At 38.5% G+C, this 4360-nt stretch carries 1 protein-coding gene; it reads right to left on the bottom strand.

Going from position 1 to position 4360, the window contains the following annotated elements; genetic code table 11:
• Nucleotides 1–60: 60 nt before the first annotated feature.
• Nucleotides 61–4296, bottom strand: coding sequence for a toxin TcdB middle/N-terminal domain-containing protein (locus BY457_RS18725; protein WP_106154852.1), 4236 nt, complete (start codon nt 4294–4296; stop codon nt 61–63).
• Between the last annotated feature and the right edge of the window lie 64 nt (nt 4297–4360).

Raw genomic sequence — 4360 nt, 5'->3', positions numbered from 1 at the left:
ATCCACATCACACCTGCCGAAAATTTCAAAGAACTTTTGCCGCAATTTATTGATAAAAAATTACTCCAGGAATAAGGTTTTGCTGGGGTGGATACGCTCAAACCTGTCGTAATAGCCATCGCTGTACTCAAACCTGGTTTTCATTACATCAACACCATCACCGTTATGCCCATCATATATTTCAACGTCAGAAAGTACCCATTGCGGGTTAGGCATCCTGTAAGTATTTCCCTCCTGCTCATAACGAATAGTAAATGATCCTCCTAACGGATTTTCAACTCGCTGTAGTAAATTTGTGGCAGCGATGGTTGATAGTTTCGCCGAAGCTTCATTGTCACGAGCAGAACGCACATAATCGGGATATCCGTCACCATTTATGTCAATAAGGCTCTCAACTGTACGGTTAAAACTTTCGTTATGCGTAAATGTAGGGTTGAAAACTATTTTTACAGGAACAACAACAATAGTGAAGCCTACACCAAAAGTAGCTGCAGCATTAAAGTCTGCATTTATAGTACGTTGATTGCTGTATGCGCTCATTCCTTTCCAGGGCTCTTCCTCACCAAAGCCACTACCATTATTTAGTCTTACCCGGGTTTGGGGATTATCTCCCGGTTCTGTATATACCCAATCAGCAAGACCATCGCTATTTACATCCATAAATTGTATGTTAGGATGGCTTTCACTGGTGGTTGCGCCAACACCTGCAACAAACGACCCTGAGTTTCTTGAATACTGAAGGCTGCCACCTTTTAATTCGCCAGTTTCTGCATCAATACTTAGCCCGAAACCTACACCTCCGGCTGACCCGCCAAGGTTTGCTGTAACATCTCTGGAAGTAGTATAGCGCAGGTGTTCATACCCCCACTTTTCCTTCTTACCAAAACTATATCCGTAGTTTAATTCTACTTCACCATTCTGATATACTCTGTCTGGTAGCCCATCTCCATTAATATCTTGAATAGAGTATGTGTCGTACTCCTGAGTTTGGTCTGAACCGACATCAATTGAAACCGGTGAACTGGAAGGCATGACTGCTGAATTGGGTTTTGCAACATTTTTTATTGCTACAACTGATTTTTTATAATCAGAAACCAATTGCGGATTCAATGTTCGGTGTTTAATGTTAGAGGACGAATTGCTTACACTTGCTAACGGCTGTGAATTATCAGACAAACTACCATCAGGGAGACTGTATTGTATCTTTCCATTACCTATGATGTCAGGGTATCCGTCTCCATTCATATCCATAAATTCGGAATAAATGGTTGAATTACTCTTAACATTTGACTGTCCCAGAGCATTTATTATTTTTGATGAACTTGAGCTATATTTATTAATAGCCCTAATTCCTGCAACATCAGAATTTAAGATATTTTGGGTTAATAAATCCCATTCAATTAAATCCTTTTCTCCTCGTCTCCCGCTTTGCATGGTGTCAGCTGTAAGATAGACCTGTTCATCATACCCTGTCCACACCCCACGTTTTCCATCAGGGATTGCTTTAGCAAATGGCTTTTCCATCATATTCATATCCATATTGCCATAAGATTCTTCCTGCTCTTCAAACGAATCATCCTGACTATTTTCAGCATCATCTAATTTTGAGTTAATATCACCTTCAATCTCCTCATTATCCATTTCAATATCAAGGGTCAGGTCATCACTTATTATTTTATCTGTTTTACCTGTTAAAGCATATTGCCCCCAATTACGATATAGCTGACCAAACTTACCATTTTCACCCTCCAGTGGAGAACGATAGTTCTTGGTAATCTCTATGATTTCTTCCGATTGTAAAACATCTTGAATTAAGGTATCAATGGCTATAGTTGTTGTAAGAACATACCCCTCTGTTTCATTTTCTTCGGTTGTTACCTGAGGAAAAGTTCCATCTACTTCTTCTATTTGCTGTTGTGTCCTTATTGTGGTATCCTTCGCATTATCCTCATAATCAAATTCTTGTTCGGTAACTTTAAAATAAGTGGTATCTGGAATATAAAATCGAAGTATTGCGCTGTCTGAAAGAATCTGATCAACTTGAACATCAGGCGAATTGTACTCAATATAAAGTGGCTTATTTGCCTCTATGCTTTGCCTGGCTGTGATGTTTTTGGCGGCATTGATCGAGTCCTCGATAATTGTGATGATACCCTTGGTAATCAGCTCGTTTTCTGTTTTTATAGAAAGACATAAACTATCGGATTTAACCCGGCTATCCGGTTCCCGAACCTCGAAACTGTCTGATGTTAGGGCTTCTGCTTCAACTTTACCGTTTTGTTCAAAAACTTTCAGGTTGCTCGTATAAGTCGGCTGCTTGTGAAAAAACTGATAATCCGGAACCGGAAAATATTCATAATTAGGGCTTCCATTGGCATCAGTCAAAGACTCCTGACTTATTGCTTCATTATCAGACTCGGTATAATAAATATGGGTGTTTACCTTAATCTTGCTCCAATCTACATTAGAATTAGAACCAACCTTTACAAGAAACTGCATGTCGTTTTGTTCTACAGGAATATCCTCATTTCGGTTGATATGAACAATGCTATCCCAGGGGTATGTGGCGGTATCCTCCCAAACAACCTGATTAAGCGAATCCAATATCAAAAAGGATACATTGATATCATCAGTAGTTTGCGGTTTAATTATGGATGATTTTAGCTTTATTTTTCCTTTGAATGCCAGGCTTGTTGTTTGGTTACTATTTAAAAGAAAATCCTCTTTGGCATCAAATACATAACGCTTCAATCCATTGGCATCCACAATCGAGGTATCTTTATCCGTATAAGTAATTTGGGGAGACCAATACACTTTGTCGCACAAACCGTTAAAAACAGATTGTAATCTAAAGTGAATAATATCACCCTTGCTGACTGATATATTGTCAACGTCTTTTGGATTCTGTTCGGTGTGGTTTGATGGTGAAATCAGGTCACTCCACAATACCATTTCATCTTTCTGAATAGATATTTTTATTCCATCAAGGTTATTATTTGCTGTGCAATCGCCCAAGAGTTGTACGCCTCCCGATATTGCAACTACCCCATCATAAGGAGCTTCCCACATGCGAATAATATCGTGTAGCGGATTTTGTTGCAAGGTTTCTTCGTAATCTTTTTTGGCCGGTAATAATAAACTTTTATCAAGGTTATTACTTGTTGGGACATCGAAGGGCAGTTCTTCTGGTTTATCTGTAAAGTTAGGTTCCCCCTTATCATCAACATAGTTATAGAATACTTTACCCTTTACGACAATATCTATCAAACCATCACTGTTAACATCAGAGAAATAACGAGAGGTAGTTGTTCTGGTTTTACGCTTGCTTACGCCTGCCGAAATAGACCGGACTAAGTTCGCTTCGAATCCCCCCATATTACTCTTGCTGACAGTTTCCTGAAAATTTCTACCTCCTGATATGGACTTTTTATCACCAAAGGTTCCGTCTTTCCTTTGAGCCCTGTAATACAGTGCATCGTTATCTACAAAAACTTTATCAGGTAAACGGTCTCCGTTAATATCAACAAGCGTACTAATGCTATAATTTTTACTTTGCGTATAATTATATGAACCTCCAACAGTAAGCGATTTTGAGGTTGTGTTTGACCCAAGACCAAAACCACCATATAGTCCACCGCCCCAGGTATTTCCTTGCGAGGTTCCAAGTGCTGAACCTTTAGCTATCCCAAAAACATAATCTCCATTTACTTCCTGGTTACCCAAAGTGTAGTTTGTAGTACTACTATTAAAGGGCTCATAAGTCCCCTCATTTCTCACATTGTCATAATAGGTAAACCCATGAGCATAAAAACGCTCTCCTTTGCTATTATATTCTACAATACTATCAAGCAGGGTTTTGAAAAATGCTCCCTCGGAATACAAAAGTTCATAAGAACGCACTTGTTCCTGGTTATATTTTACGTCAATTTTATCCAGAAGATATCCATCTACCACTTTAAACCCATAATTTGCACGTATGGATGCATCTTTTTTGATGGTGTTTTGTAAACTAAAATGAACACTATACACCCCCTCGCTGTCGTTATGTCCGGTGTAGTTTATTCTTTTGGGATAACGGTATTTACCATTATTAAATGGATGGTCTGATGCTACTTCATATTCTACGTTTTGATAATGATAGGTAACTGTATTTCCATATAAATCCATAATCTTACCTAAGTACCACTCTGCAATTCCCTTTGCACCCTGAAGTACTAATTCACTATTCTGTCCGGACTCATCATAACATCCATAGTAGTACTTAGCCCAACTTGCAAATTTTAGAATTATGCTCAACAAGAGCGGTTTTTTAACTATTTGATATTCAGTGGGTGCTTAAAATATTTTATTTTTCTTAAAA

The sequence above is a fragment of the Marinilabilia salmonicolor genome, from assembly GCF_003003035.1.
GTDB classification, from domain to species: Bacteria; Bacteroidota; Bacteroidia; order Bacteroidales; family Marinilabiliaceae; genus Marinilabilia; species Marinilabilia salmonicolor_A.
The sequence above is the reverse complement of the archived record's forward strand: the minus strand, read 5'-3'. Positions and strand labels throughout refer to the sequence as shown.